Source organism: Erythrobacter sp. (genome assembly GCA_019739335.1).
GTDB lineage: Bacteria > Pseudomonadota > Alphaproteobacteria > Sphingomonadales > Sphingomonadaceae > Alteraurantiacibacter.
The window spans coordinates 1075305-1096087 of sequence record CP073261.1 but is presented as its reverse complement, the minus strand read 5'-3'; the positions used below and the strand labels follow the sequence as shown (position 1 = coordinate 1096087).

The following is a 20783-nucleotide window of genomic DNA, read 5'->3' as shown; positions in this document are numbered from 1 at the left end:
ACCCGATGAAATCAGGCGGCAGCGGGAATCCGGCGATTCGACGATTGGCCTAACAGTCTTTGGTAAACGACCTGATAACGCTGTATATTCTGGTGCCAGTCATGGCTCTGGCGGATATGTTCACGGGCCGTGGCGCGGATTGCGGGCCATTCGTCGCGGCGGTCGATGAGGTCGGCCAGCGCTGTGGCGCAGGCGGCAGGATCATCGGGCGCGAACAGCACTCCGGTTTCCCCCTGCGTAACCAGTTCGCGGTGGCCGCCGACATTGCTGGCGGCGACGAGTTGCATCTGCGCCATCGCTTCGAGTGGCTTCAAAGGCGTGACCAGATCGGTCAGGCGGCTGTGCTTGCGCGGGTAAGCCATGATATCGCTGAGCGCGTAGTAACACTCGACTTCGCCGTGCGGCACGCGACCGGCGAAAATGATTGCATCGGCGGCGGATGAGGCGAGAGCCTGCGCCTTGAGCGCCGCTTCCATCGGTCCCCCGCCCACCAGCAGCAGCCTCGCGCTGGGATGGCGCTCCAGCAGCATGGGCATGGCGGCGATCAGGTCGTCCAGCCCTTCGTAATCGTAGAAGCTGCCGATGAAGCCGATCACCGGGCCGCAGGAATCCTTGGCCCCGATCCCCAGTTCCTGCGCCAGCACAGCATCGCGCGCTACCGGTTCGCCGAACAGCGTCAGATCGACACCATTGGGCATGATCCCGATCTTGTCCGGCCCCACCCCGCGCAAAACCAGATCGTCCTTCAGCCCCTGGCAGATCGTCATCACTGCGTCCGCGCCGCTGACGGCCATGTTCTCCAGTTGCCGGGTCAGCCGGTATTTGAGCGAGCCTTCGTGGGTCATCAGATTGCCCACGGCAGCATCTTCCCAGAAGGCGCGGATTTCGTAGACTACCGGAATGCCGAGCTTCTTACCGGCGCGAATCGCCGCCATTCCGTCAAGCGCGGGCGAATGCGCGTGCAGCACGTCGGGCCGCCAGTCCTGTGCCAGCGCGACAATGGCATCGGCGAGCGCGCCGATCTCGCGCCATTCCTTCAGGCCAGCAGGGCCTTGCGCGGTTCCGGGTGTGCGGTGGAAGGTAAGCCCGTCCACCTGCTCCATTGGCGACCCCTCGGCGCTGTGTCGCAAGCCAGTGATCCCGCGCACTTCCAGTCCCTGCGCCTGCTGCGCCGTCAGGATCGCGCGGGTGCGGAAGGTGTAGCCGCTGTGCAGCGGCAGCGAATGGTCGAGGACGTGCAGGATCCGGGTCATCGCCCGTGGCTTTGCCACAGCTTGCTTAACGCCGCGTCAAGACCCTGAGCGTAGGAGGGAGCCAGCAAGCTTTCCGGACCCCTGATCCTTGATCGATATTTTCACCATCCTGCTCAGCCACGGCCTGATCCTGCTCGCCGCGTGGAAGCTGCTGTTCCGGGACGATCTCGATCACGAGGCTCCCGCCAAAGCGCCCGCACCGCGCCCGTGGCTGAAGCCCGCCGCGCCCGCTGCTGCGACAGACGAGCCCGCCGCCGATGCGTGACCTGGTCCTCCTTGCCTTCATCGGCGCGATCCTGCTGCTGGGGTTCAAGCGGCCCTTCATCTGGGTGCTGCTGTATATCTATGTCGACATCGTCTCGCCGCAGCTGATCGGCTGGGGCATCATCACCAGCCTGCAATTGTCGCTCATCACCTTCCTCGCCGCCTTTGCCGGCTACGTCGTACTCGACAGCAAGGAAGGAAGTCGCTTCACTCTAAGGCAGGCGCTGATCGTCGCGCTGCTGGCGTGGTGCGGTTACACCACGCTGGGTGCGGTCTTTCAGGACTCAGCGTGGGAGAAGTGGGACTGGGTGTGGAAGAGCATGTTCTTCGCCGCCTTCCTGCCACTGACCCTGCGCACCCGGCTGCGGCTCGAATCGGCGGTGCTGGTATTTGCGCTGGCGATCGGCGCGATTGCCATCAACGGCGGGATCAAGACGGTATTTGGCGGCGGCGGTTACGGCACGCTGACGCTGCTGGTGGACGACAACGCGGGCATCTACGAAGGCTCGATCATTTCCACCGCCGCGATTGCCACGATACCGCTGATCCTGTTCCTCGCCCGGCGCGGAACCGTGTTTCCGCCTAGCAAGGCCGTGTGGCTGTTCAGCGCCGCGCTGATCTTTTCCTGCCTGCTCATTCCCATTGGCACCAGTGCCCGTACCGGGCTGGTGTGCATCGCCGTGCTCGGACTGGTGCTGATGCGGCAGGTGCGCCACCGCTTCCTGTTCGCTGGTCTCGCCAGCGTGGCGATGCTGGTGGCGCTGCCGTTCCTGCCGCAAACCTTCGTGGAGCGGATGGGGACCATAACCGGCTTCCGTTCGGACGAAAGCGCTTCCACCCGGCTTGAAGTGTGGAAGTGGACCTATCACTATGCGCTGGCCAATCCCAAGGGTGGCGGGTTCGATGCCTATCGCGGAAACAGCTTCACCTACCAGCTTCCCGAAGTGACCGGGGAGGGGAACAACCGCCGGATCACCTATACCGAAGTCACCGACGAAGCGCGCGCCTACCATTCGTCCTACTTCGAAATGCTCGGCGAGCAGGGCTGGTTGGGGTTGGGGCTGTGGTTGCTGCTGCACGGGCTGGGGCTGTGGCAGATGGAACGCATCCGCTGGCGTGAGCGCGCAAAGCACGCGGATCGCGATGTCTGGTTCCACGATCTGGCGACGGCTTTGCAGCATGCACAGATAATCTTCCTGGTCGGTGCGGCTTTTGTGGGGATTGCCTACCAGTCGTTCATGTTCCTGCTGATCGCGATGCAATGCGCGCTGTGGAGCCAGTGGCGGATGCGTCGGAAACCCTTTCGCCCCTCCGAAGTGGCGGAACGGCTGGCAGGACGGAACAAGCAGGCCGCGCCCGCCTGATTGCGTGGCTGGTGAACAAGGTGTTCGGGGAAACCTTATCATGAAGCCGCAGAGACGGCTTCATGAAACCGAAATCACACCTCAGCCATTATCCCGCATCCACTGCTCCACCACCGACGCGATCTTGCCGCGCCACTTGCTGCCGTTGAAAATGCCGTAATGGCCGACATCCTTGGCGAGGTGATACATCTTCTTCTCCGGAGGCAAGTGCTTGGCCAGATCGAGCGCGGCACGCGTCTGGCCAACGCCGGAGATATCGTCCAGCTCGCCTTCGATCGCCAGCAGCGCGGTGTCACGGATGGCATCGGGATCGATCGCCTTGCCGCGATGGACGAATTCGCCCTTGGGCAGCGAATGGCGCTGGAACACGTGCTCGATGGTCTGGAGATAGAATTCCGCCGTCATGTCGCAGACCGAGAGATATTCGTCGTAGAACATCCGGGTGCGCTCAGCGCTGTCGTTGTCGCCCAGCGTCATATGCTTGAACATTTCGTAATGGCTCATCATGTGATCGGCCAGATTCATTGACAAGAAGCCTGCCAATTGCAGGAAACCGGGATAGACCTTCCGCCCCGCACCCGGATAGCTGTAGGGCACGGTGGCGATCACATTGCTTTCGAACCAGGCGAGCGGCTTGTCCATCGCCAGATCGTTCACGCTGGTTGGGCTGGCGCGGGTGTCGATCGGGCCGCCCATCATCATCAGCGATGCCGGGCGGCACGCGTCCTTGTTCGCCGCCATTACGGCCGTGGCGGCAAAGGCGGGGACCGAAGGCTGGCAAACCGCAAGGACATGCGTGTTCGGATCGAGGAATTGCAGGAATTCGATCAGGTAATCGATGTAGTCGTCGAGATCGAAATGCCCGGCCGATAATGGCACCTGCCGCGCGTCGACCCAGTCGGTGATCCAGACCTGCTGGTTTACCACCATCCGCTGCACCGTTCCGCGCAGCAGGGTGGCGAAGTGCCCGCTCATCGGCGCGACGATCAGCAGTTTGGGCGCATCTTCAGGCAGGCCTTCGCGCACGAAACGGCGCAAGCCACCGAACGGCTTTTCGAACACCACGGTTTCGGAAACCGGGCAGGAAACGCCATCGACTTCGACCGGCTGGATATCGAATTCGGGCTTGCCGCGATCTTCGTAGAGGTGTGCGAAAACCTTCAAGGCGCTGGCAGCGGCTGGGCCCATGCCGAAATAGCCCATCGGAAGTGACGGATTGTCAAGCATACGCGCGGCCACTGCAGCCCAGTTGCTGGCCGAGCCGAGCAGCACGCGCTGCATTTCATAAGCGGAATAAAGCAAGTTGGTGCGTCCTTCGCGAAACTGCGGATGACGGTTCTGCCGAATGCGACGTGGGAGGCTTCCCGGCGACCGTTCTTGTGCGTTGCGGCAAATATGGGCGTTTTCGTTGCATGTTGCAACGCGGTATGGCTCGCCGGGATGAGTCAGCGGGAGAACCCGGCCCTCCGGCTGGCTTGACCGCGGCTGCGATTGGGCTAGTGCCGCGCCACAATGGCACGCATGTCCCGATCCATCCAGGCCGACGACTCCAAATCCGCGCGCAATCTCGGCCCGCTCAAGATGGTGGCGCGCGAAGCGGTGAAATATCCGTTCCAGATCGGCATGGCGGCGATTGCGCTGTTCGTCACTGCCGTCATCATGTCCTGGGCGGTGCCCACTGCGCTGCAGCTCATCATTGATCGCGGCTTCGTTGGAGATGGCGATATCGGGCGCTGGTTCCGTTACCTGCTGCTGCTGGTCGGCATTCTCGGTATCGGCACAGCGATGCGGTTCTATTTCGTCAGCTGGCTGGGCGAACGGGTGGTCGCCGACATCCGCAGTCGGGTGTACGACAACCTGCTGCGGCTTTCGCCCGCCTTCTTCGAGGAGAACAGCCCGCGCGAAATATCGTCGCGGATGGTCTCCGACACCGCGATCATCGAACAGATCGTCGGCACGACCATTTCGGTGGCGTTGCGCAACACGATCATGGCGGTGCTGGGGACGGGCTACCTGTTCTGGCTCGCGCCGCAACTGGCCGTCTGGCTGCTGGCGGGGATTCCGCTGGTGATCGGGCCGATTGCCCTGTTCGGGCGGCGGCTGCGCGATATCAGCCGCGCCAGCCAGGACCGGGTGGCCGATGTGGGCGGGATCACCACCGAAATGCTCTCCGCGATGAAGATCGTGCAGGGCTTCAACCAGGAGGAGCGGGAGGCTGCGCGCTTCGGCGAAGCCGTCGAGCGCACCTTCGATGTCGCCAAGTCGCGCATCCTGATCCGCGCGGTGATGACCGCGATGCTGATCACGCTCATTTTCGGATCGATCACCGGACTGATGTGGCGCGGCGCGCTGATGGTGGCCGAAGGATCGATTTCGGGCGGGACGATCCTCGCTTTCATCGTCGGCGGGGTGATTACCGCCGGTGCCTTCGGCGCTCTGACCGAAGTGTTCGGCGATCTGCTGCGCGGGGCCGGCGCTGCGAGCCGGCTCAACGAACTGCTCGAGGAAAAGCCCGATATCACCGTGCCCGCCCGCCCGCAGGCGCTGCCCGTGCCGCCGCGCGGCAGCATTGCCTTTGCCAACGTCACCTTCAGCTATCCCACGCGGCCCGAAGACCAGGCGGTGAGCGATTTCACCCTGACGGTGGAGCCGGGTGAGACGGTGGCGATCGTAGGCCCGTCGGGCGCGGGCAAGTCGACCATCTTCCAACTCGCCGAGCGGTTCTACGATCCGCAGGCGGGCACGATCCGCATGGACGGGGTGCCGTTGACCCAGGCCGATCCTGCCGAAGTCCGACGCCGGATGGCGCTGGTGCCGCAGGAAGGCGTTCTGTTCGCCGCCAGCGCGCGCGACAACCTGCGCTATGGTGCGTGGGAAGCCAGCGAGGAGGCAATCTGGCAGGCGGCGCGCGCTGCCAATGCCGAGGATTTCCTCCGTGAACTGCCGCAGGGGCTCGATACTTTCCTCGGCGACGGCGGGGCGCGGCTTTCGGGCGGGCAGCGCCAGCGGGTGGCAATCGCCCGTGCGCTGCTGCGCGATGCACCGATCCTGCTGCTCGACGAAGCGACTTCTGCGCTCGATGCCGAAAGCGAACGGCTGGTGCAGGACGCGCTTGAGAGGCTGATGGCGAACCGCACTACGCTGGTGATCGCCCATCGCCTCGCCACAGTGCGCGCGGCGGACCGGATCGTGGTGATGGAGGGCGGCCGGATTGTCGAACAGGGCGACCACGCCAGCCTGACCGCGCAGGGCGGGCTCTATGCGCGGCTGGCGGCCTTGCAGTTCGACGAACGCAAAACCGAAGCGATTACCGCCTAAAGGCGGTAGCGCTTTCCGGACTCCCGACCTTGCGTCGAGCGGAATCGACGCTTAGTCGATATGGTAACGACAGAAACGGTTCATCCGGTCTGGACGAACAGCATAGCATTAACGCTACCTTTGGGGACTGCCGCATGATCCGCACACTGCTTGCCACATCCGTATCCGCGCTCGGGCTGGCCTTCGCCATGCCCGCGCTGGCGCAAGACGCGCCCACCGAAACGATCGTCGAACTGCCAACAATGGACTTCGGCACTTGGGGCGTGGGGCTGGACGCGATCGACCCCGCCGTGGACCCGGGCGACGATTTCAACGCCTACGTCAACGGAAAGTGGACCCGCGAGAACGCCATTCCCGCCGATCGCAGCCGTTTCGGTGCCTTCGACCTGCTGGGTGAACAGTCGCGCGAAGACGTGCGTCTCCTGATGGTCGACCTGCTGGCCTCCAACCCCGCCCCCGGCACGCCGGAACGCCGGATCGTCGATGCCTACAACGCCTTCTACGATGTCGAAGCGATCGACGCGGCGGGCCTCGCCCCGGCGCAGCCCTATCTGCAGGAAATCTTTACCGCACCGGATCTGAACCGGCTGGTGGAACTGTTCGAAGAGCCGGGCTATCCCTCACTGGTCAGCGCCGGGGTGGGCATTGATGCGCGCAACCCGACCGAATATGCCGTAAGCATCGGGTTCGACGGCATGGGCCTGCCTGACCGCGACTACTACCTCGTCGATTCGGAAAGCAATCTCGCCATCCGCGAAGCCTATCTGGGCTACCTGGGGACCTTGCTCGAAGCTGCGGGCTATGAAGACCCAGCCGCTGCGGCGCGCGCGATCTATGCCTTCGAGGCGCAGGTCGCCGAACTCGAATGGGCGCGCCAGGTACTGCGGATGCCGCAACTGACCTATAATGTGCTCAGCCGCGAGGAACTCACCGAAATGGCGGGCACCTTCCCCATCGAGACGCTGCTCGAAGCCGGGCAATTTGCCGACCAGACCCGCTTCCTCGCCGGCCAGCTTCCACCAACAGAGGAAGAAATCGCCACGCTCGGCCTTACGCCCGCGCAGCTCGAGATGATCGGTGGCGGCCTGCCGGCAATGATGGAACTGCTGACGCAAACTCCGTTGGAAACGATCAAGGCCTATATGGCTGCGCGCTTCCTCGCCAGCAATGCTGCGGTGCTTTCGAGCGAGCTGGACGCCGCCAATTTCGACTTCTTCGGTCGCACCATTGGTGGGCAGGAACAGCAGGAAGCCCGCTGGAAGCGCGCCATCGGCGCGGTGCAGGGGCAACTGGGCGAACAGCTCGGCGCGCTTTATGTCGAGCGGTACTTCCCGCCCGAAAGCAAGGCGCGGATGGACGAACTGGTGGCCAACCTTTCACGCGCGATGAGCATGGCGCTGGACGAAAACGAATGGATGACGCCGGAAACCATCGCCGAAGCGCGCAACAAGCTTAACGGATTTGTGCCGATGATCGGCTATCCGGACGAATTCGAGACCTATGACGGCCTCGAAATCAGCCCCAACGATCCGCTCGGCAATCGCATGAGCGCGGCGCGCTGGAACCAGCAGGACAACCTGTCGCGGCTTGGCACCCAGGTCGATCCCAGCGAATGGGGCATGCTGCCGCAGACGGTGAACGCCTATTACTCGCCGCTGACCAACCGGATCGTCTTCCCCGCTGCGATCCTGCAGCAGCCGTTCTTCGGTGCGGATAACGATCCGGCGGTGAATTACGGCGGCATCGGCGCGGTGATCGGGCACGAAATCGGCCATGGTTACGACGATCAGGGATCGCAGTTCGATGCCACCGGCACACTGCGCAACTGGTGGCAGGAAGGCGACCGCGAAGCCTTCGAGGAAATCACCACGCAGATGGCTGGTTTCATCGAAAGCTATTGCCCGGTGGACAGCCCCGAAGGCCCGGTCTGCCTGCGCGGGCAGCAATCGATGGGCGAGACGCTGGGCGACGTGGTCGGCCTGCAAATGGCCTATCGCGCCTATCGCCTCTCGCTGAATGGCGAAGAGGCCCCGGTGATCGACGGGCTGACCGGCGACCAGCGGTTCTTCCTTGGTTTCGCGCAGATCTGGCGCGGGATGGAGCGCGAGGAATCGCTCCGCAACCGGGTGATGACCGCCAACCACCCGCCGGGCGAATTCCGCCTGAACAACGCGGTGCGGCATCTCGACGCCTGGTATGACGCTTTCGATGTCAGCCCGGAAGACGATCTCTACCTGCCGCCGGAAGATCGCATCCGCATCTGGTAAGTTCAGTCTGGCAAGCACAAGTTCAAGGCCCGCTCCCGATTTGCACATCGGGAGCGGGTCTTTTGCTTCGGCAGGACTTGGCCGCTTGACTTCATCGGGCGAAAAGCCATGGAGCGGACCCCATGACATTCTTCCAGCTGCTGCTGATCGCCGTGGTGCAGGGGATCACCGAATTCCTGCCGATCTCTTCGTCAGGGCACCTGATCCTGATCCCCTACCTTACCGATTTTCCCGACCAGGGCCCGCTGATCGATGTGGCGGTGCATGTCGGGTCGCTGCTGGCGATCATCGTCTATTTCTTCAAGGACGTGGTGCTGCTGGCACGCGGCGGCTTTGCCAGTGTCGGCATCGTCAAGGCTCCGGCGGAACGACGGCTGTTCTGGTGGATCGTGCTCGGCACCATTCCTGCCGTCGCCTTCGGGCTGGCGATCAAGCTGGGGGTATTCAACGGTCTGGTGGAGAGCGTGTTCGGCATCGAAGTGATCGATGGCGACCTGATGGGATCGATCCGCTTCACCGACCTGATCGCGGTCAACCTGATCTTCTACGGCATTCTGCTCGGCCTGGCGGACCGGTTCGGCAAGGAAACCCGGAAGTTCGAGGACATGACATGGCGGGACGGCCTGCTCGTCGGCATAGCGCAGGCGCTGGCGATCATTCCGGGCACCAGCCGTGCGGGCGCGACGATGACCATGGCGAGAGCGCTGGGATACAATCGCTTCGAATCGGCGCGTTTCTCCTTCCTGCTCTCGATCCCGGCGGTGGCGGGCGCAGGCGTCCTGATCGTGCCGGAGATTTTCGAAGCCGGCGGCGGGCTGGCGATGGAAGCGCTGATCGCCGGCGTGCTGACCTTCATTGCCGCCTTTGCGACAATGGCCTTCCTGATGAATTTCCTCAGGAAAGCATCGATGTTGGTATTCGTGATCTACCGCATCGCGATGGGTGTCGCTTTGCTGGCACTGTTCTGATCCAGAAGAATATTCGTCTTGCGCCAATTATGGCGGAACCAAGGCGAGATTGAGCGGTTTCCCTTCCCGACGATATGTCCGAAGGAAAGCCGCCTCGTGGGTATTGCATTCATGATCGTTACCGGAGCCATCCTTGGATGGTTGATGGCGTTCGTGCTCGGTACCGACAGGACCGTGCGCGGATTGCAGCTCAATATCGGCGTCGGCATTGCTGCCGCGTTGATGGCGGGTCTGGTTATCAGCCCGGTGATCGGGACGGGCGATTTGCTGGGCGATCGTTACTCTGTGCGCGCCATTGCGATCTGCATGATCGCAACGGTGGCACTACTCGTTCCACTTAATCTGTTGCGTTTCAACCATATGCGTTAAGTGGCATCACGGACGATCCGCAAGGTTCGCCCAACCCGGGCAGCATGGCCTGCCCACCTAGAAGGGGAATACCGATGAAGAAGATTATTGCTTTCGCGTCCGCCGCCGTGCTCGGCCTTACGCTCGCCGCCTGTGAAGGTGCCAACGAGAACGCCATGGAAGATGCGGGCGAACAGCGCGCCGAAGATGTGGCTGACGAAGCCGAAGCCATGGAAGATGCCGGCATGATCTCGGATGCTGAAGAAGATGCGATGGTCGATCAGGCCGAAGACCAGGCCGATGCCATGGAGGCAGAAGGCGATGCCATGGATGACGCTGCTGCCGACGATACCGTCGTCGAGTAAGCCCGGCTCGCGCCAAATCGAAGACCGGCTCCGGAAAGTGTTCCGGGGCCGGTTTTTCTTTGCCCCGCAGGAACGCGCTCAAACCGGTGTCGCGCGCGATCCGCGTCCACCGCGCAGGAAATATTCTTGGCTGCCCCGGTGCAACACATTGTCGACGTCGATCACCGCCGAATTGGCATAGGTGAAGCCGGGGCCGAGATTGCGATAGAGCCGGTCGAAATCACGCTCCACCGTCTGCCGGTGGAGATCCTCGAAGCTCTCGATCACGAAATAGGTCGGCTGGAGATCGTCGATTACATAGTCGGTGCGCATTACCCGATCGACATTGAGCATGATCCGGTTGGGCGACTGCCCTTCGAGCGCAAAAATCGCTTCTGTCGGGCCGGACAATATCCCCGCGCCGAAAATGCGCGGTTCTCCATGCTCCAGCATCAGCCCGAATTCGACCGTGTACCAGTAGAGCGCGCCGAGCGCCTTCAGCCGGTTATAGCGCATCGCCTTCCACCCGGCGCGGCCGTATTCCTGCATGTAATCGGCGAACACCGGGTCGGTAAGCAAAGGGACGTGGCCGAACACGTCGTGGAACACGTCGGGTTCCTGAATGTAGTCGAAGGTCTCACGGGTGCGGATGAAGTTGCCTGCGGGAAAACGGCGATTGGCGAGATGCCAGAAGAACACGTGATCGGGAATCAGCATCGGCACGGGGACCACGCTCCACCCCGTCAGCCGCCCCAGTTCCTCGGAAAGCCCGCTGAAATCGGGCACCCCGCCGCGCCCCAGATCGAGCCGTTCGAGACCGTGCAGCATCGCCGAACAGGCGCGGCCGGGCAGCACCTGCATCTGGCGGGCAAACAGATCGTCCCAGATCGCATCTTCTTCGGAGGAGTATTGCGTCTGTGCGGGTTCGAGCCAGTCTTCGCCGACATGGCCGGGGCGCTTCAGCGGGGCGGTGAACACTTCTACGGGAACGACCGGGAGCGCCGAGAAATCCTCGGCCATACTGCTGGATTCGGGTGGCTTCTCGACAGTCTGGCTCATGGCTCAGCCTGTATCACAACCACGCACGGCGTTCCAGTTTCACTTGTTACCATCATCGCGCGCGGGCGCGGATTGCGGCTGGCGCTCCTCCAACATTTCGGCTGCTTCGGCCACAGCGCGCGCTTCGTCGCCCGAGGCGGGGTCGGGAGCGGTTCTCTCCGCTCCCCCGCAGGCGGCAAGCGCCGCGCCGAGGGCCAGCAGCACCCCGGCGCGCGCGCTCACTCGTTTGCGCATTACTCGGCTTCGGCAGCGATATCGCGGGCCTGCCCTGCGGCCTCGGCGGCACTCAGCACGTCATCGACGGTATCCTGCGCAGCGTCAGCGGCTTCCTCGGCAGTCGCTTCGGCAGCTTCGATTTCCTCTTCAGCCGCTTCGTCGTTCATCGCATCGGCATCTTCGACCGGAGCGGGGACATCGGCCATCGCTTCGTCAGCCGGGACTTCAACGGTATCGGCCACTGCATCTTCCGAAGCATCGGTCGAATCCGCGCAGGCGGACAGCGCGAAAAGGGCGGTGGCGGCGGCAAGGGCAATTTTCTTCATGGGTGATTGTGCTTTCGGTTGGGAATGATCCTGTGGCATCTTCTAGCGAAAGCCGATGCGCGTGGAAATGCGCAACTGCACAGGTGGCGGTATCAGGCGCGATCTGCCAAACGGGCGGCGATGCAAGCTCCCGCCACCTTGTCCCCAGAACTCGAGACCACTCTCGATCAGGCGCGCGCCGAATTGCGCCGCATTTTCGGCTTTCCCGACTTTCGCGGGGTGCAGGAGCAGGTGCTGGTGCGGGTGCTCGCGGGGCAGTCGACGCTGGCAGTGATGCCGACGGGCGCGGGCAAGTCGCTGACCTACCAGCTTCCGGCCACCATGCTGGACGGCACCTGCGTCGTGATCTCCCCTCTTATCGCACTGATGCACGACCAGTTGCGCAGCGCGCGGGCGAACGGCATCGCCGCCGCCACGCTCACCAGCGTCGATACCAACTGGCGCGAGACGGTGGATGCGTTCCGCGCGGGGCAGCTCGATCTGCTCTATGTCGCTCCCGAACGGGCGAGCCAGCAGGGCTTCCGCGACCTGCTCAGTGAAGCAAGGATCGCCCTGTTCGCGGTGGACGAGGCCCATTGCGTTTCCGAATGGGGCCACGATTTCCGCCCCGATTATCGCCAGCTCCGCCCCTTGATGGACGCCTTCCCCCAAGTGCCGCGCCTCGCGCTGACGGCAACGGCGGATGCCCATACCCGTACCGATATCCTAACCCAGCTCGGCATTCCGGCAGAGGGCATGGTGCTGGCCGGGTTCGACCGGCCCAATATCCGCTACCAGATCACCCCGCGCGACAATGGCCCGAAGCAATTGGCGCAGCTGCTGGCCGAGGAACCGGGGCCGGGGATCATCTATGCGCCGACGCGGGCCACGGTGGAGAAGCTGGCTGACCAGCTCGGGCGCGCATCGGGCCGCCCGGTGCTGCCCTACCACGCAGGGCTGGACCCGGCAGTGCGGGCGCGCAACCAGGCGGCGTTCGTCGACAGCGAGGACATGGTGATCGTCGCGACGGTCGCCTTCGGCATGGGAATCGACAAGCCCGACGTGCGCTTTGTTGCCCATGCAGGCATCCCCAAGTCGGTCGAGGGATATTATCAGGAAACCGGGCGCGCGGGCCGCGATGGCGATCCGGCGCGGGCAGTGATGCTGTGGGGCGCGACTGATTTCGCCACCGCGCGCCAGCGGCTGGGCGAACTCGATCCGGCACGGCAGGCGAGCGAACGCGCGCGGCTCGATGCGCTGGCGGGGCTGGTGGAGACGCCGGGATGCCGTCGCGCGGTGCTGCTGCGGCACTTCGGCGAGAACCCGCCTCCGCGCTGCGGCAATTGCGACAATTGCCTCAACCCGCCCAAGGTTGCTGACGTGACCGAGCTGTCGCGCAAGCTGCTCAGCGCCGCCTACCGCACCGGGCAGAGCTTCGGGCTGGGCCACCTGGTCAACGTGCTGACCGGCAATGCCGACGAGCGCGTGCTCCAGCGCGGGCATGACAAGCTCTCGGTGTTCGGCATCGTCGGCGGTGACGAAGCCGCGCTGCTGCGCCCGCTCGCGCGCGCCTTGCAGGCGCAGGGCGCACTGCTGGCCAATGCCCATGGCGGGCTGGAACTGGGCGATGCGGCGCGGACGATCCTGAAGGGCGAGCAGCCGGTGGCCATCGTGCATCCGGCGAAAAAGGAACGGCGCGGGCGCCGGGGCGGGGATGGTACACCCAACCCGGTCGGCGACCCGCTGTTCGAAGCATTGCGCGCGCTGCGCCGCGATCTGGCCGCGCAGGCGGGGGTACCGCCTTACGTGGTGTTCCACGATGCGGTGCTGCGCGAAATGGCTTCGCAAAGGCCTGCCTCACTCGCTGATCTGGCGGCGATTCCCGGCGTCGGCGAGAAGAAGCGCGCCGCCTATGGCGCGGCGTTCCTGAAAGCGATCCGCGAGAATTAGCACCGCAATAGCTTGCCAGCTTCTCAGCTTTGATATAAATATGATATCATCATTATATCAAAGAGGGGTAATCCGATGAGCGAAGCACATATTCCGATGGCGCGCAGCCGCGAGGTTCCGGCGAGCGGGTACAGCGGTTACATCATGCTGGGCGTGACGCTGGGACTGACAGCGCTATCCGTCTGGGGGCTGCCCAACGGCATCTGGATCGCGGAAGCCGGAGGATCGGCCATGCTGGTGATCGCTTCCATCATCGGCCTGTTCATCGGCCTGCTTGCCTGGATCGGGTTCTACATGATCCAGCCCAATCAGGGCGCAGTTATCACCCTCTTCGGCGAGTATCGTGGCACAGACCGGACCGAGGGGCTGCGCTGGATATGGCCGTGGATGGGCAAGAAGAAGGTCAATGTCCGCGCGCACAATATCCATTCCGAACGCATCAAGATCAACGACAAGCGCGGCAATCCGATCGATGTCGCCTGCAACGTTGTGTGGCGGGTGAAGGACACCGCGCAGGCGGTGTTCGATGTCGATGACTACAAGGCGTTCGTGAACATCCAGATCGAAGCGGGACTGCGCACCGTGGGCGCGCGGCATCCCTACGACGATTTCGAGGAGAACGAGACGACGCTGCGCGGCAGCCCCGATATCATCAATGTCGAATTGCAGACCGAGTTGAACGAACGGCTTTCGCCTGCGGGCGTGGTGGTGGACGAGGCGAGCCTGACGCACCTCGCCTATGCCAGCGAAATCGCCGGGGCGATGCTCCGCCGCCAGCAGGCCGAAGCGGTGATCGCCGCGCGCGCCAAGCTGGTGATGGGCGCGGTGACGATGGTGCAGATGGCGCTCGAAAAGCTCGCTGCCGACGATGTCGTGCACCTCGACGACGAACGCCGCGCAGCGATGGTTTCCAACCTGATGGTGGTGTTGTGCGGGGAGCGCGACGTGAACCCGGTGGTCAATGCGGGCTCGCTTTACCAGTAAGCCGCCATGCCGCAGGAACCGAAGAAAGCCCCCAAAAAGGCATTTGCCCTGCGCCTCGATCCGGCGCTCCACGATGCGGTGGAGCGCCTCGCGGCGCAGGAATTGCGCTCGGTGAATGCGGAACTGGAAGTGCTGATTCGCGAGGCACTCAAACGGCGCGGGATCGAGGTGCCGCTGGGCACCGGCCCACGGCGGGGGCGACCGCCGCGGGATAGCGCAAGGCCTTGACCGGCGGTTAACCGTTTTGCCTTATGTCTGTGCGGGTGATGACCCAGCCGACCCGCCCGCCCGCTTCCCGCCTTTCCCACAAGGTGATACTTGCCATCGCAGGCCTCGCGATTGCCGCGATTCCGACAGCAACACTCCTCGCTCAGGAGCGCACTGCGCCTTACACCTTTGTCGAAACCGGGCAGGGCTTTGCCAATCTCCAGGACGCGGTGAACGCCATCGGCGACGGGCAGGGCACCATCGCCATCGCGCCGGGCCGTCACGAGCAATGCGCGGTGCAGAGCGCGGGCGCAATTTCCTATCTTGCCACCGAGCCGGGTTCGGCGGTGTTCGACGGCGTCACCTGCGAAGGCAAGGCTGCTTTGGTGTTGCGCGGGCGCAGCGCCGAAGTGGCGGGGCTGATCTTCGAGAACATGCGCGTACCCGATTACAACGGCGCGGGCATAAGGCTGGAACAGGGCGACCTGACCGTGGCGGAATCGTGGTTCCGCGACAGCCAGCAGGGCATCCTCACTGCGCAGGACCCGGGCGCGCGGCTGGTGATCGACCGTTCAACCTTCACCCGGCTGGGCACGTGTGAAGGTGCGGGCGGCTGCGCGCATTCGGTCTATACCGGCGAACTCGCGCATGTGCGGATCACCAACAGCCGCTTCGAACAGGGTCGCGGCGGGCACTATGTCAAATCGCGCGCCATGCGGGTGGACATCGCCGCTTCCAGCTTCGACGATGCAGCGGGCCGTGCGACCAATTACATGATCGACCTGCCCGGCGGCGCGGTGGGTCAGATCAGCAACAACTGGTTCGTGCAAGGGCAGGACAAGGAGAACTACTCCGCCTTCATCGCCGTCGCCGCCGAAGGCCGCGAACACGATTCGAGCGGGCTCAACGTGGTGGGCAACGATGCGCGGCTGGCTCCCGGCGTAGACCGCAACACCGTGTTCGTGGCCGACTGGTCGGGCGACATGGGCGGGATCGGCGAGAACGCGCTGGGCCGTGGCCTGAGCCGCTACGAAGAGCGTTAGGAACACCGCGCCACCTCCGCTCGTTGAGGGCCGAGGAGAATGTCCATGGCCGGTGGCTGGACGCGCGATGGCGCGGTGCAGGATCAGATTGATGACAGCGTGAGCGATGCGGTAGCCGCCGCGCGCGCCCGTATGCCTCACGGCGAGAGCGCCAGGCATTGCGCATTGTGCGGCGAAGACATACCGGAGAAGCGTCGCGCCGCCGTTCCGGGCGTGCGCACCTGCATCGAATGCCAATCGGGGAAAGACCGCGCCGTGAGCCATTCCGTCATCAACCGTCGCGGATCGAAAGACAGCCAGCTCCGCTGAGCGGCTCCTGACCCATGTCAAAGAACTTTATCCGCCTCCAGCACGCGTTGCCCCACCATGCCGTTTCGCGGCTTGCGGGCAAATTCGCGTCGAGCGAGGCAGGGTGGCTCAAGGACCGGCTGATTCGTCGCTTCATCGCTGCCTATGATGTCGACATGACCGAAGCTGCGCGCCCGGTGGAGGCCTACGCCAGCTTCAACGACTTCTTCACCCGCGAACTCAAACCGGGAGCACGGCCGCTGGCGGACGCCGCCGAGTTCGTGCTCTGCCCCGCCGACGGCGCGATCAGCCAGATCGGACGGATCGAGGCAGGGTGCATTTTTCAGGCCAAGGGTCGCCACTTCACCGCTTGCCAGCTGCTTGGCGGCGATGCAGCAGCAGCGGAGCGGTTCGAGGGCGGCAGCTTCGCGACGATCTACCTCAGCCCGAAGGACTATCACCGGGTCCACTTGCCAGCGGCGGGGGACCTGCGCTCGACCACCTACGTTCCCGGCGACCTGTTCTCGGTGAATCAGGTAACGGCGGAGAATGTCGACGGCCTGTTCGCCCGCAACGAACGCCTCGCCTGCCTGTTCGACGGCCAGCACGGCCAGTTCGCCAGCGTGATGGTGGGGGCGATGATCGTCGCCGGGATCGAGACCGTGTGGGGCGGCCGGGTTGAGGCCCACCATCCCACGCTGGTGCATCACGATTTTGCTTCAGGCGAACGAGCATTGGCAGCGGGGGATGAAATGGGCCGTTTCTTCCTCGGCTCTACTGTGGTGCTGCTGTTTGAGCCGGGGCGGGTCGATTGGCTTGATCATTGTACTGCGGGCGATGCGGTGCGGATGGGGAAGGCACTGGGGCGCTGGCTTTAACTCCAACTAACCTGTTCCGACTCACAACCATACTCGCTCATCCTGAGCTCGTCGAAGGGCAGCCACAAATACAGCCCCACTGGGCGGGCATGGTGGCCGTGCTTCGACAAGCTCAGCATGAGCGTGCTTTTGAGTGACGTTCGGTATGGACTCTAACCCAGCAAATGCCCTGCGCGGTCGCGTTTGGTGGCCAGGTAGCGTACATTGTGCGGGTTGGCGGGTAGCTCGTGCGCCACGCGCTCGATCACCTGCACCCCCGCCGCTTCCAGCGCCGCCACCTTCGCAGGATTGTTGGTCAGCAGCCGGACGGCGGGCACCGCCAGCAGGTCAAGCATCCGCGCCGCCAGCGGGAAGTCGCGCGCTTCCTCGGGCAGGCCGAGGCGGCGGTTGGCCTCGAGCGTGTCCAAGCCTTCGTCCTGCAAGCGATAGGCGCGCAGTTTGTTGACGAGGCCGATGCCACGCCCTTCCTGCCGCATGTAGAGCAGGACCCCCCAGCCGCCCGCTGCTGCCTCGGCGCTCATCGCTGCCAGCGCCGCGTCGAGCTGGGGGCCGCAATCGCATTTGAGGCTGCCGAAAATATCGCCAGTCAGGCATTCGGAGTGCAGCCGAACCAACGGCGCGCGGTCCGATGTCTGCTGCCCTAGCACCAGCGCCACGTGTTCGCGCATATCGTTCACCGAGCGGAAGGCGACGATTTCCGCCGTCTCCTCGTGGGTGATGGGCAGGTGGGCACGGGTGGCGATGGCGAGGTTGTGCGGATCGCTCCACAAGGCCAGGTCGCCGGTTGCAAGCGTCACAGGCTCTCCAGCGGGGATTGGATCGACCATGAAGGCGGGCAGGACTCCGGCGATGCGTGCCAGTTCCAGTGCGACCACCGCTTCTTCCCCCCAAGGCAAGTCCTCGGCAGAGAACGGCCCCTTCATCGGGTGCACCGGATCAAGCGCCGGATCGGCTACCGGCAGCGTGGCCTGCAGATCGAGCGGTTCCGCCGCGCGGATCAGCACCGGCGAATGCCCGTCCGCCGCCGCGCGCTGGTTGGTCAGCCGCAGCGTTTCCGCGCGCGCCGCCGAAATCAGCAGGCAGGTCGAGGTGGCATTGCGGACCGGTGCAGTCTCCACCGGTAGTAGCACCGGCGCATCGCCCACCTTGATCGGCCAGCCGTGCCGCAGCGCGTCGACCGCCTGCGCCACGCGGCGTGCCGGACTTGGCGTGTCCTCGCTCAGAGGTCGAACTCCGTCACCAGCGGGACGTGATCGCTGGGTTGTTCCCAGTTGCGGGTGTGCTCGGCAATGCGGTGCTCGCGGCTCTGCGCGGCGAGGTCGGGCGAGGCCCACATATGATCGAGCCGCCGCCCGCGATCCTTGCCTTGCCAGTAGGTCCGGTAGGACCACCACGAATAGTTGCGCTCGGGCGCAGGGATATGTTTGCGGCCCAGATCGACCCAGCCGTGCGCGTCCTGCAACAGGCCCAGACGTTCGACTTCGATCGGGGTGTGGCTGACCACCTTGAGCAGGGCCTTGTGATCGTAGACATCGCAGTCGAGCGGGGCGACGTTGAAATCGCCTACCAGCAGGCTGGGTCGGTCGATGGCCTCGGCCCAGCGAGTCATGCGTTCGACGAAATCGAGCTTCTGGCCGAATTTTGGATTGGCCTCCCGGTCGGGCAGATCGCCACCCGCGGGAATATAGACGTTCTCGATCACCAGGCCTTTGCCATCACCCAGCAGTTCGACGCCAACATGCCGCGCCTCGCCGTTGTCCTGCCAGTCGTGGCGTGAGAATTCCTTGAGCGGCACACGGCTGACGGTGGCGACGCCGTGATAGCCTTTCTGGCCATGCACCGCCTGATGGACATAGCCGAGTTCGGCAAAGGCCTGCGCGGGGAACAGGTGCTCCTGGCACTTGATCTCCTGCAGGCAGAGCACGTCGGGCGCTTCCTGCTCAAGGAATTGCGCAACGAGCGGCATCCGCAGGCGGACCGAATTGATGTTCCAGGTGGCGACAGAGATCATGCCCAACCCCTAGGCGGGGAAAAAGCATAAAAAAACCCCCGTCGCGGGGGCATTGCGACGGGGGTTCCTTAACAAGCGTTCGTCACGCTTAACAAAGCAGCGGCTTGTTGAAGCCAGGGCAACAGGGGGGAAACCCGGCCTCACCGCGCCTTGCCTTCGTAAAATAGGGATGCGAGCCTGTCTCGCCAATGAATATCTGCGGGCATTTGTCGCAAATTTACAACAATTGGGCGGGCGGGCGTTTATCCCGGCCGACGGGTGGTGCGGCGCGGATCGCGGTAGGTGAAGGCGCTGTTGGGCACGGTCATGCCATAGCGGTGATTGCGCAGCCGCACGGTGGTGCGGGTGTTCTGCGAATCCAGCGCGACCCAGCTTGCCAGTTCGAGCCCGCCGGGCGCGCTTGCGTCTTCGACAAACACCAGCGTGATCACGCCGAACTCTGGACGATCGGGATCGCGGACCTGCACGCTAATGACGTTGTCGGTGGAACTGGGCTGGAGCGTGCCATAGCGGCGCATGTCGCGATCGGGATCGAGCAGTGCCCCCAGCGGCGAATTGCTGATCGGCCAGCGTTCGACCTGGCTGACATCGTAGTCGACCAGCGTCAGCGCGCGACCGTCCGACACGACGAGCATGTTCACATCGTCGGTGTATTCGAAGCGGATGCGGCCGGGATTGCGCAGCGTCAGCACACCCGCGACGGAATTGCCCGCCCGGTCGGTCTGGGTGAAATCGGCGCGCATGGTAGTAATGGCGCGCAGGGCGCGTACCGCGCGGTCGAGCTCGTTGGCTTGCGCAGGCGCTGCGACAGCGGGAGCCACCGGCAGCGCGAGAGTTGCGGGGATCGCCAAGGTTGCCGCGCCGAAAAGGGCGACAGCAAGCGGGCGGGTGATGCGGTTTTTCAAGGCGTTCATGCTCCACAATTGGGGGTGCAGCGTTGAACTGTCACTGAACCCGGTACGTTCCCGGTGTTCATCAAATCAAGGGGTACGCAGGCGCGCGCCTTACTTGATCTTGCCTTCCTTGTACTCGACATGCTTGCGGGCAACCGGATCGTACTTGCGGAAGGTGAACTTCTCGGTGTGGTTGCGCGGGTTCTTCTTGGTCACATAGAAGTGGCCGGTATCCGCGGTGGAATTGAGGCGGATCTTGATGGTTGCGGGCTTCGCCATTGTCTTGCTTCCAGCTAATCGAGAAGGGCACCCGCCTGCACGGACCGCCCGAAAAAACACGGGCGACGCCCAGCGCCGCCCTCACAGTGCGCGCCTCTGCGCAAGAATCGGGGAAAAGTCAAGCCGTGCTGCTGCGCCGCGCGCGATCAGGAAAGGTCGATCTTGCCCCGCAGCGCTTTCTTCTCCCCCTGCGCCTTCTTGCCCGCCAGCCGCTTGACCTTGCCCACCCGGTTCACGCGCGTCTTGGCGCGCTTCTTCGGTTCGGTCAGCGCCGCCGTCACCATTTCCGCCAGCCGCTCGCGCGCTTCGCGGCGGTTGGCTTCCTGCGTGCGGTGGTTGCGCGCGTCGATGACGATCTCGCCGGCGAGGTTGAGGCGGTTGCCCGCCAGATCCTTCAGGCGGTGGAATACCTTGGGCGCCAGGCCGAGCGCGTAGATATTCACCCGCAGCTGCACCGCTGTCGCCACCTTGTTGACGTTCTGCCCACCGGGGCCGCTCGCGGTGACGAAATTTTCTTCGGCGATGGCATTGGCGCGGTTCATGA

The 20783-nt window shown here is 64.0% G+C and carries 23 protein-coding genes; 13 read left to right on the top strand and 10 right to left on the bottom strand.

What is annotated here, in order from left to right; genetic code table 11:
- Positions 1-11: 11 nt before the first annotated feature.
- Positions 12-1253, bottom strand: a complete 1242-nt coding sequence (locus tag JY451_05390; protein QZH76008.1) for a glycosyltransferase, exosortase A system-associated — start codon at positions 1251-1253, stop codon at positions 12-14.
- 88 nt (positions 1254-1341) lie between these two features.
- Here JY451_05390 and JY451_05385 point away from each other — a divergent pair, with 88 nt between their 5' ends.
- Together JY451_05385 and JY451_05380 are read left to right on the top strand one after the other, a co-directional pair.
- Positions 1342-1518, top strand: a complete 177-nt coding sequence (locus JY451_05385; GenBank protein ID QZH76770.1) for a hypothetical protein — start codon at positions 1342-1344, stop codon at positions 1516-1518.
- Positions 1511-2881, top strand: a complete 1371-nt coding sequence (locus JY451_05380) for a putative O-glycosylation ligase, exosortase A system-associated (GenBank protein ID QZH76007.1) — start codon at positions 1511-1513, stop codon at positions 2879-2881. The genes JY451_05385 and JY451_05380 overlap by 8 nt, the downstream gene beginning before the upstream one ends.
- Before the next feature lie 81 nt (positions 2882-2962).
- Here the strand turns inward: JY451_05380 and JY451_05375 are convergent, their stop codons facing one another.
- A complete protein-coding gene (locus JY451_05375; protein QZH76006.1) occupies positions 2963-4183 on the bottom strand; it encodes a polyhydroxyalkanoate depolymerase in 1221 nt (406 codons plus the stop codon).
- 210 nt (positions 4184-4393) lie between these two features.
- Between JY451_05375 and JY451_05370 the strand changes: the two genes are divergently transcribed.
- The 5 genes from JY451_05370 to JY451_05350 all read left to right on the top strand — a co-directional run bounded on the left by JY451_05370 (position 4394) and on the right by JY451_05350 (position 10147).
- Positions 4394-6199 carry an ATP-binding cassette domain-containing protein gene (locus JY451_05370; GenBank protein ID QZH76005.1) on the top strand — a complete coding sequence of 602 codons (1806 nt, stop codon included), beginning with the start codon at positions 4394-4396 and terminating at the stop codon, positions 6197-6199.
- A gap of 134 nt (positions 6200-6333) precedes the next feature.
- Positions 6334-8466: a M13 family metallopeptidase gene (locus tag JY451_05365; GenBank protein ID QZH76004.1), complete on the top strand. Its 2133-nt coding sequence runs from the start codon at positions 6334-6336 to the stop codon at positions 8464-8466.
- 122 nt (positions 8467-8588) lie between these two features.
- A complete protein-coding gene (locus tag JY451_05360) occupies positions 8589-9434 on the top strand; it encodes an undecaprenyl-diphosphate phosphatase (protein ID QZH76003.1) in 846 nt (281 codons plus the stop codon).
- 96 nt (positions 9435-9530) lie between these two features.
- Entirely contained in the window at positions 9531-9803 is a 273-nt protein-coding gene (locus JY451_05355) for a hypothetical protein (GenBank protein QZH76002.1), read from the top strand.
- Positions 9804-9877: 74 nt separating this feature from the next.
- Positions 9878-10147: a hypothetical protein gene (locus JY451_05350; GenBank protein ID QZH76001.1), complete on the top strand. Its 270-nt coding sequence runs from the start codon at positions 9878-9880 to the stop codon at positions 10145-10147.
- Positions 10148-10225: 78 nt separating this feature from the next.
- Here the strand turns inward: JY451_05350 and JY451_05345 are convergent, their stop codons facing one another.
- The 3 genes from JY451_05345 to JY451_05335 all read right to left on the bottom strand — a co-directional run bounded on the left by JY451_05345 (position 10226) and on the right by JY451_05335 (position 11727).
- Positions 10226-11146: a phenylalanine 4-monooxygenase gene (locus JY451_05345; GenBank protein QZH76574.1), complete on the bottom strand. Its 921-nt coding sequence runs from the start codon at positions 11144-11146 to the stop codon at positions 10226-10228.
- Between the two features lie 78 nt (positions 11147-11224).
- Positions 11225-11407: a hypothetical protein gene (locus JY451_05340; protein QZH76000.1), complete on the bottom strand. Its 183-nt coding sequence runs from the start codon at positions 11405-11407 to the stop codon at positions 11225-11227.
- An 11-nt stretch (positions 11408-11418) separates the two neighbouring features.
- The gene (locus tag JY451_05335; protein ID QZH75999.1) at positions 11419-11727 is read right to left on the bottom strand and encodes a hypothetical protein; all 309 of its coding nucleotides are present in this window, start codon (positions 11725-11727) and stop codon (positions 11419-11421) included.
- A 120-nt stretch (positions 11728-11847) separates the two neighbouring features.
- Between JY451_05335 and recQ the strand changes: the two genes are divergently transcribed.
- The 6 genes from recQ to psd all read left to right on the top strand — a co-directional run bounded on the left by recQ (position 11848) and on the right by psd (position 17056).
- Entirely contained in the window at positions 11848-13656 is a 1809-nt protein-coding gene (gene recQ / locus JY451_05330; GenBank protein QZH75998.1) for a DNA helicase RecQ, read from the top strand.
- Positions 13657-13731: 75 nt separating this feature from the next.
- Positions 13732-14640 (top strand): SPFH domain-containing protein, encoded by a 909-nt coding sequence (locus JY451_05325; protein ID QZH75997.1) that lies wholly within the window; start codon positions 13732-13734, stop codon positions 14638-14640.
- Positions 14641-14646: 6 nt separating this feature from the next.
- Positions 14647-14868: a toxin-antitoxin system HicB family antitoxin gene (locus JY451_05320; protein QZH75996.1), complete on the top strand. Its 222-nt coding sequence runs from the start codon at positions 14647-14649 to the stop codon at positions 14866-14868.
- Between the two features lie 38 nt (positions 14869-14906).
- The gene (locus tag JY451_05315; GenBank protein QZH75995.1) at positions 14907-15890 is read left to right on the top strand and encodes a right-handed parallel beta-helix repeat-containing protein; all 984 of its coding nucleotides are present in this window, start codon (positions 14907-14909) and stop codon (positions 15888-15890) included.
- A gap of 45 nt (positions 15891-15935) precedes the next feature.
- Positions 15936-16199 carry a DksA/TraR family C4-type zinc finger protein gene (locus tag JY451_05310; protein QZH75994.1) on the top strand — a complete coding sequence of 88 codons (264 nt, stop codon included), beginning with the start codon at positions 15936-15938 and terminating at the stop codon, positions 16197-16199.
- A gap of 14 nt (positions 16200-16213) precedes the next feature.
- Positions 16214-17056 (top strand): phosphatidylserine decarboxylase, encoded by an 843-nt coding sequence (gene psd, locus JY451_05305; GenBank protein QZH75993.1) that lies wholly within the window; start codon positions 16214-16216, stop codon positions 17054-17056.
- A gap of 152 nt (positions 17057-17208) precedes the next feature.
- Here the strand turns inward: psd and ribA are convergent, their stop codons facing one another.
- The 5 genes from ribA to arfB all read right to left on the bottom strand — a co-directional run bounded on the left by ribA (position 17209) and on the right by arfB (position 20781).
- Positions 17209-18246 (bottom strand): GTP cyclohydrolase II, encoded by a 1038-nt coding sequence (gene ribA / locus JY451_05300; protein ID QZH75992.1) that lies wholly within the window; start codon positions 18244-18246, stop codon positions 17209-17211.
- Between the two features lie 29 nt (positions 18247-18275).
- A complete protein-coding gene (locus JY451_05295; protein ID QZH75991.1) occupies positions 18276-19067 on the bottom strand; it encodes an exodeoxyribonuclease III in 792 nt (263 codons plus the stop codon).
- 242 nt (positions 19068-19309) lie between these two features.
- The gene (locus tag JY451_05290; GenBank protein QZH75990.1) at positions 19310-19981 is read right to left on the bottom strand and encodes an outer membrane lipoprotein carrier protein LolA; all 672 of its coding nucleotides are present in this window, start codon (positions 19979-19981) and stop codon (positions 19310-19312) included.
- A 90-nt stretch (positions 19982-20071) separates the two neighbouring features.
- Positions 20072-20239, bottom strand: coding sequence for a 50S ribosomal protein L33 (gene rpmG / locus JY451_05285; protein ID QZH75989.1), 168 nt, complete (start codon positions 20237-20239; stop codon positions 20072-20074).
- A gap of 146 nt (positions 20240-20385) precedes the next feature.
- A complete protein-coding gene (gene arfB, locus JY451_05280) occupies positions 20386-20781 on the bottom strand; it encodes an aminoacyl-tRNA hydrolase (protein QZH76573.1) in 396 nt (131 codons plus the stop codon).
- Between the last annotated feature and the right edge of the window lie 2 nt (positions 20782-20783).

Coding starts and splice junctions, on each gene's coding strand:
- JY451_05390 (QZH76008.1), bottom strand. CDS start 1,253: ATGACCCGGATCCTGCACGTCCTCGACCATTCGCTGCCGCTGCACAGC.
- JY451_05350 (QZH76001.1), top strand. CDS start 9,878: ATGAAGAAGATTATTGCTTTCGCGTCCGCCGCCGTGCTCGGCCTTACG.
- recQ (QZH75998.1), top strand. CDS start 11,848: ATGCAAGCTCCCGCCACCTTGTCCCCAGAACTCGAGACCACTCTCGAT.
- JY451_05315 (QZH75995.1), top strand. CDS start 14,907: ATGACCCAGCCGACCCGCCCGCCCGCTTCCCGCCTTTCCCACAAGGTG.
- JY451_05290 (QZH75990.1), bottom strand. CDS start 19,981: ATGAACGCCTTGAAAAACCGCATCACCCGCCCGCTTGCTGTCGCCCTT.
- JY451_05320 (QZH75996.1), top strand. CDS start 14,647: ATGCCGCAGGAACCGAAGAAAGCCCCCAAAAAGGCATTTGCCCTGCGC.
- JY451_05365 (QZH76004.1), top strand. CDS start 6,334: ATGATCCGCACACTGCTTGCCACATCCGTATCCGCGCTCGGGCTGGCC.
- JY451_05360 (QZH76003.1), top strand. CDS start 8,589: ATGACATTCTTCCAGCTGCTGCTGATCGCCGTGGTGCAGGGGATCACC.
- JY451_05345 (QZH76574.1), bottom strand. CDS start 11,146: ATGGCCGAGGATTTCTCGGCGCTCCCGGTCGTTCCCGTAGAAGTGTTC.
- rpmG (QZH75989.1), bottom strand. CDS start 20,239: ATGGCGAAGCCCGCAACCATCAAGATCCGCCTCAATTCCACCGCGGAT.
- JY451_05325 (QZH75997.1), top strand. CDS start 13,732: ATGAGCGAAGCACATATTCCGATGGCGCGCAGCCGCGAGGTTCCGGCG.
- psd (QZH75993.1), top strand. CDS start 16,214: ATGTCAAAGAACTTTATCCGCCTCCAGCACGCGTTGCCCCACCATGCC.
- arfB (QZH76573.1), bottom strand. CDS start 20,781: ATGAACCGCGCCAATGCCATCGCCGAAGAAAATTTCGTCACCGCGAGC.
- JY451_05380 (QZH76007.1), top strand. CDS start 1,511: ATGCGTGACCTGGTCCTCCTTGCCTTCATCGGCGCGATCCTGCTGCTG.
- JY451_05295 (QZH75991.1), bottom strand. CDS start 19,067: ATGATCTCTGTCGCCACCTGGAACATCAATTCGGTCCGCCTGCGGATG.
- JY451_05370 (QZH76005.1), top strand. CDS start 4,394: ATGGCACGCATGTCCCGATCCATCCAGGCCGACGACTCCAAATCCGCG.
- JY451_05335 (QZH75999.1), bottom strand. CDS start 11,727: ATGAAGAAAATTGCCCTTGCCGCCGCCACCGCCCTTTTCGCGCTGTCC.
- JY451_05310 (QZH75994.1), top strand. CDS start 15,936: ATGGCCGGTGGCTGGACGCGCGATGGCGCGGTGCAGGATCAGATTGAT.